7 protein-coding genes are annotated in these 5,610 nt (G+C 68.8%); 3 read left to right on the forward strand and 4 right to left on the reverse strand.

Annotation, left to right across the window (positions count from 1 at the left end; genetic code table 11):
- Positions 1–245 (reverse strand): hypothetical protein (locus HMPREF1023_RS15900; RefSeq protein ID WP_232228694.1); only part of this gene is annotated, 245 nt, incomplete at its 3' end.
- On the opposite strand from HMPREF1023_RS15900, the gene HMPREF1023_RS04520 reads away from it, so the two are divergent.
- From HMPREF1023_RS04520 to sufU, 3 genes are read left to right on the forward strand one after another with little or no spacing between them, the layout of a single operon-like run.
- Positions 201–659, forward strand: coding sequence for a SufD family Fe-S cluster assembly protein (locus tag HMPREF1023_RS04520; protein ID WP_232228692.1), 459 nt, complete (start codon positions 201–203; stop codon positions 657–659). The two genes, HMPREF1023_RS15900 and HMPREF1023_RS04520, sit on opposite strands and share 45 nt — an antisense overlap.
- Positions 656–1,882, forward strand: coding sequence for an aminotransferase class V-fold PLP-dependent enzyme (locus HMPREF1023_RS04525; RefSeq protein ID WP_009304996.1), 1,227 nt, complete (start codon positions 656–658; stop codon positions 1,880–1,882). Before HMPREF1023_RS04520 ends, HMPREF1023_RS04525 begins: the two co-directional genes overlap by 4 nt.
- On the forward strand, positions 1,875–2,309 hold the full coding sequence (gene sufU / locus HMPREF1023_RS04530; RefSeq protein ID WP_009304997.1) for a Fe-S cluster assembly sulfur transfer protein SufU: 435 nt from the start codon (positions 1,875–1,877) through the stop codon (positions 2,307–2,309). The genes HMPREF1023_RS04525 and sufU overlap by 8 nt, the downstream gene beginning before the upstream one ends.
- 171 nt (positions 2,310–2,480) lie before the next feature.
- Here sufU and HMPREF1023_RS04535 read toward each other — a convergent pair whose 3' ends face one another.
- The 3 genes from HMPREF1023_RS04535 to HMPREF1023_RS04545 form a co-directional block, all read right to left on the reverse strand.
- Positions 2,481–3,746 carry an ABC transporter permease subunit gene (locus HMPREF1023_RS04535; protein ID WP_009304998.1) on the reverse strand — a complete coding sequence of 422 codons (1,266 nt, stop codon included), beginning with the start codon at positions 3,744–3,746 and terminating at the stop codon, positions 2,481–2,483.
- A 236-nt stretch (positions 3,747–3,982) separates the two neighbouring features.
- Complete coding sequence (locus tag HMPREF1023_RS04540; RefSeq protein ID WP_009304999.1) at positions 3,983–4,864, reverse strand: ABC transporter ATP-binding protein; 882 nt, start codon at positions 4,862–4,864, stop codon at positions 3,983–3,985.
- A gap of 59 nt (positions 4,865–4,923) precedes the next feature.
- A partial coding sequence (locus HMPREF1023_RS04545) for a hypothetical protein (RefSeq protein ID WP_009305000.1) occupies positions 4,924–5,610 on the reverse strand: 687 nt, incomplete at its 5' end.

Consider the following 5,610-nt stretch of genomic DNA (forward strand, 5'->3'; position numbering starts at 1 on the left):
GCCGATGCGCGGGTGGACGTCGCCGTCACGCAGACGCTCGACGACGGATGGGTCGCGCTCGACGACACGGGCATCGTGGCGAGCGAGCGCGCCCGCGTGCAGGTGCGCCACACCGTGCTGGGCGGCGGGCCGGCGCCTACACGGGGCTCGACGCCGACCTGCGCGGCGACGACGCGCGCCTCGACATCGACACGCGCTACCTGGGGCACGCCTCCCAGCAGCGCGACTTCAACTACGTCGCGCACCAGCGTGGACGGCGCACCGTGTGCAACCTCGACGCGAACGGCGTGCTGGCGGGCGAATCGGAGAAGACGCTGCGCGGCACCATCGAGCTCGTGCACGGCTGCAAGGGTTCCGTCGGCTCCGAGCAGGAGACGGTGCTGCTTGCCGACGAGCGCGTGGCGAACCGCACCGTGCCCGTCATCCTCTGCGACGAGGACGACGTGGCCGGCAACCACGGCGCCACCATCGGCCACGTGCGTCCCGAGCAGCTGTTCTACCTGGCCAGTCGGGGCATCTCGCCCGAAGACGCCGAGCGCTTGTTCATCACCGCCTCCTTCGAGGAAGCGGCCATCAACGCGCCCGACCAGCGCACCCGCGCATCCGTAACCCGCCTCGCCGCCGCCCGCGGCATCGAGATCGAGGAGGCCGTCGCATGAGCATCGACATAGCCGCGAACCCCTACAAGCAGGACTTCCCCCTGCTGGCGGCCAACCCCGGCCTCGCCTTCCTCGACAGCGCAGCCACGGCCCAGCGCCCTGCCGTCGCCCTCGACGCGCAGCGCCGCTTCTACGAGAAGATGAACGCGAACGCCCTGCGCGGCCTTTATCGCCTGTCGGTGGACGCCACCGAGGCCATCGACGAGGCCCGCGCCCACGTCGCGCGTTTCATCGGCGCCGCCGATGCGCGCGAGGTCGTGTTCTGCCGCAACGCCAGCGAAGCCCTGAACCTCGTGGCGAAAGCGTTCGCCCCCACCGTGCTGGAACCCGGCGACGAGGTGTGCATCACCATCATGGAGCACCACTCGAACCTCATCCCCTGGCAGCAGGCGTGCCGCGCGGCGGGCGCGCGCCTCGTGTACCTGTTCCCCGACGAGGACGGCGTGATCGGCGAGGAGGAGCTGGACGCGAAGATCGGCCCGCGCACCAAGATTGTCGCGGCCGCCCACGTGTCGAACGTCCTCGGCATCGAGAACCCCATCGAGGCCATGGCCGAGCGCGTGCATGCGCACGACGGCTTCATGGTGGTTGACGGCGCGCAATCGGTGCCGCACCTGCCCGTCGACGTGCGGAAACTCGGCGCCGACTTCTTCGCGTTCTCGGCGCACAAGGCGCTGGGGACCTTCGGCGTGGGCGTGCTGTGGGGCAAACTCGACCTGCTGGAGGCCATGCCGCCGTTCCTTACGGGCGGCGAGATGATCTCGTCGGTCACGCAGGAAGGGGCCGTGTGGGCGCCCGTACCCGAGAAGTTCGAGGCGGGCACGCAGGACGCCGCCGGCATCGTGGCGACCGCCGCCGCGCTGGGCTATCTCGAGGGCATCGGCTGGGATGCGTTGCAGGCGCGCGAGCAGGCGCTCGTCCGCGCCGCCATGGAGCGCCTGGCGGCGCTGCCCTACATCCGCATCATCGGCCACCCCGACCCGGCGCAGCATCACGGCGCCATCAGCTTCGAGGTGGACGGCATCCACCCGCACGACGTGGCCAGCATCCTCGACGAGCACGACGTGGCCATCCGCGCCGGGCACCATTGCGCCCAGCCGCTGCTGGCGTGGCTGGGCGTGGAGTCGTGCTGCCGCGCGTCGCTGGCGTTCTACAACGACGAGGGCGACATCGACGCGCTCGTCGACGGCCTGGACAGCGTTTGGAGGACCTTCAATGGCTAGCATCTACACCGCGGCGCTCATGGAGCACAACGCGCATCCCGACTACAAGTACCAGATGGAAGAGCCCACGTGCACGCACGACGGCGTGAACCCCAGCTGCGGCGACGAGCTGACGTTGGCGCTGCGCCTGAGGGGCGATCGTATAGAGGAGGCCGCCTTCACCGGCCACGGTTGCGCCGTGAGCCAGGCGGCGGCCGATATGATGGCCGACCTCGTCACCGGCGAGACCGTGGGCGAAGCGCGCCGCTTGAGCGGCCTCTACCTCGACATGATCAAGGGACGCCCGCTCACCGACGAGGAGCGCGCCGACCTCGACGAAGCCGCCGAGCTCGAATCCATCGCCCGCATGCCCGCCCGCGTCAAATGCGCCGAGCTGGCCTGGAGAACGCTGGAGAAGCTGCTGGACCAGCAACTGGCGCAAGCATAACCCCTCTACCACGCAAAACGCTTCCTCAATAGCGCACTCGCGAGCCAGATACTCGTGAGTACGCTATTCTGCGCAACGACCTGCTTCTTGTTTCAACCGCCGACCTCTTCGAAGACCTGTAAGCTCTCCCATCGCGGGGCGCCCTTCGCGCAGGGCGCCCCGCATGCTCGCTCACACCACCTGGTGCCGCCTGAACGCGCAGGCGGCCAGGGGCACGCACGCCGCCAGCACGAGGGCGTAGACGCACGCGAGCAGACCCACGAGGTCGATGACGAACGACCCGACCGGATACGATACGAGCGAGTTGAACAGCACCTGATCGTTCAAGCCGTTGATCGGGAACAGGTACAGCGCGTGCAGCAGCACGGCGTTGCCGCCAGAGGGGATCATGCCCGTAAGGAAGATGAGCGCCGCACAGGCGGCGAAGATGGCCAGCTGGGAGCGCAGCTTCGACGACAACAGCAGCGTGAGACCCGCCAACCCCAGCGTCATGAGGTAGGCTATCCCCACCGCCGTCCAGGTCGCCTCGGCCATCGTGAGGTCGTACGGGATGGACAGCGACAGCACCTGCACCGGCAAGTCCCCGCCCTCGGCGCCGAAGAACGCGAGCGCGATGCCCATGATGATGAGCGTCGCCAGCGCGAAGTAGGCCGTGGCGAAGGCGAGCGCGGCGACGATCTTCGCCGCCACCAGCTTCGAACGGCCGTAACGCGACGAGAGCAGCACGGCGTCGGTGCGGTCTTGGTACTCCCCCGAGAACACGGGCGTGAGCGCGATGCAGACGGCCACCATCGCGAAGGCGAAGAACCCGAGGCATGCCAGCACGTCGCTCCATCCGCCCGCGTACCCGTAGGCCAAAGGCTCGCCCACCCCATCCTGCTTCTCCGTCCAGTACGCGCGCTCGGCATCGGAATACGTCCACGTACCGCCCATGCCGTTGTCGAGCGTGCGCTGTAGCTTGCCCGCGATGGCTTCGTAGAACCCGTCGGCGGCGCCGTCGTCGAGCTGCGCCGCCACCTGGTACGGCTCGAGGGCGCCTGCCTTCCACGGCGAGAACAGGTAGACGTAATACGGGTCGTACAGCATGCGGAACTCGTCTTCGCCGTACGCCTGCTTCATGAGCGCGTACGCCGCGTCGTCGCTCAGGCCGGCCACGTCGGCGGGATCCACCTTCGAGAACGCGAGCGCCCGGTAGGCGGCCACCTCTTCCCGCACGCGATCGGCGTCCAGCACGCCCTCGTGCGCGACGGCCTTCTCCTTCTGATGCGCGATGGCGGCGGTGCCGGTCAGCACCTCGTCGGCGTTCGATGTCGTCCTCGTCTGCGCGACGTTGAGCGCCATGATGCCGCACAGCATCACGAGGATGCCTGCGCAGGCAATGAGCGACGTGCGGCGCACGAGCAGCTTCTTGAGTTCGAATCTCACCAGATCAAGCATGGTATATTCCTTCTCTCACCAGTTGAATAAAAGTCAGCGAGAAGCGTCGAGGTGCTCGAGATCGCCCCGTTTCGCGGCCGAGCGTGCTTCGCACGTGCTGAACAAGCCAGTGGCTTGTTCAGTGCCACACTATGCGCCCGAGCGGGCGCGCTCTGCGCAGCTTCGCTGCGGCAGAGCAAAAAGAGGCGAGATCAAGTGCATCGACGCTTCGCAGCGTCGGCACGTTCCGCCGTCCGTCAGGACAGCGGAACCACCTCGTCGCGGAACACGTACAGGTACACATCTTCCAGCGTGGGATCGAGCGCCCGCGCGCCGGCCACCGGAGCCTCGTCGGCCACGACGCGCACCACCGCGTGCCCGTCGGCAGCGTAGTGGACGTTGCTCACGCAGCTCGCAGCCGCCAGCTCGTCGGCGCGGCGCGCGTCCACATGGCACTCCCACACCTTGCCCGTCACCGTCGCGACGATGTCCGTCGGCGCGCCCTGCATGATGAACGCACCCGCGCGCATGACGAGGATTTCGTCGGCGACGTACTCGACGTCGGACACGATGTGCGTGGACAGGATGACGATCTTGTCTTGCGCGAAGCTGGCGATGAGGTTGCGGAACCGCACGCGCTCTTTCGGGTCGAGCCCGGCCGTGGGCTCGTCGAGCACCAGCACCGCCGGGTCGTTCAGCACGGCCTGCGCTATGCCCAGCCGCTGCTTCATGCCTCCCGAGAACGTGCGCACCTTCTGCCGCGCCACGTCGGCGAGGCCCACCGTTTCCAGCAGCTCGAGCGAGCGGCGGCGCGCCGCGCGGCGATCGAGCCCCTTGAGCGCCGCCAGGTAGCACATGAAGTCGAGCGCCGAGAAGTCGGGGTAGTAGCCAAAGTCCTGCGGAAGGTAGCCCAGCCGGGCGCGGTACTCGTCGCCGAGCAGGCGCACGTCGCGGCCGTCGAAGCGTATCTCGCCGGACGTGGGGCGCAGCACGTCGCACACTATGCGCATGAGGGTGGTCTTGCCTGCGCCGTTCGCTCCCAGAAGGCCGTACACGCCGGGCGTCAACCGGGTCGACACGCGGTCGACCGCGATCTTTGATCCGAACTGCTTGGTCAGGCGGTCTATCGTCAGGTCCATGCCATGCTCCTTGTCATCATAGAGTCGTCGAATTCCGGGATTCGCCGGCATCGCCGGGCTCATCGGGCAGCCGACGCGGGGGCGAACACGTCGAGGCCGCCCTCGATGCCGCGAATCCACGTGCGCACCTCGTGCGCGGCCCAGCCGAGCGAGCCCGCCGCCACAAGCGCCCATGCCCATGTCGACGCCTGGGCGTACGCATCGGGGACGAGGGAGAACGCCGCATACGTTCCCGCGATCACCAGCAGCGCCCACGCGCACGACAGCGCCAGCGCCTGCGATGAGGGGCACCGGCGCGCCACGAGCAGCGCGCCCGCGCACGAGAGGAAGTAGGGAACGCACGCGTGCACGAGCGACGCGAAGGGATCGGCGCCGAGCATGACAGGCGCCGCGAGCGCGATGGCGGTGACCGTCACCACGTCCGAACACCCCAGCACGATGAGCCGCGCCAGCGCGACCGCGCGGCAGTCGAAGCGGCAGGCGTACTCGAGTTCGGCCACGCGGTGCGCAGCGCTGGCTAGCAGCTCGGGCAGGCCCACGAGCACCGTCGCCGCCGCCAGCATGCCCGAGACGACCGGGATGCCGTGCGCCATGCCGCTCGACGGGAGGCAGAGGACCGCCATGACGGCCACGAGCGCGAGCTGGGCCACCCATACGCGCGGATGGATGAAGCGCGCCTGAGCGGCGACGAACCCGGCGAACGTCGCCTCACGGCTCCGCTCGCCCACGGTTGCGCCCGCCGCGGC

This window comes from Eggerthella sp. 1_3_56FAA (assembly GCF_000185625.1).
Classification (GTDB): domain Bacteria; phylum Actinomycetota; class Coriobacteriia; order Coriobacteriales; family Eggerthellaceae; genus Eggerthella; species Eggerthella lenta.

Bases quoted from the DNA above. Each gene is read 5' to 3' on its own strand.
- HMPREF1023_RS04525 (WP_009304996.1), top strand. From the start codon at position 656: ATGAGCATCGACATAGCCGCGAACCCCTACAAGCAGGACTTCCCCCTG.
- sufU (WP_009304997.1), top strand. From the start codon at position 1,875: ATGGCTAGCATCTACACCGCGGCGCTCATGGAGCACAACGCGCATCCC.
- HMPREF1023_RS04535 (WP_009304998.1), bottom strand. From the start codon at position 3,746: ATGCTTGATCTGGTGAGATTCGAACTCAAGAAGCTGCTCGTGCGCCGC.
- HMPREF1023_RS04540 (WP_009304999.1), bottom strand. From the start codon at position 4,864: ATGGACCTGACGATAGACCGCCTGACCAAGCAGTTCGGATCAAAGATC.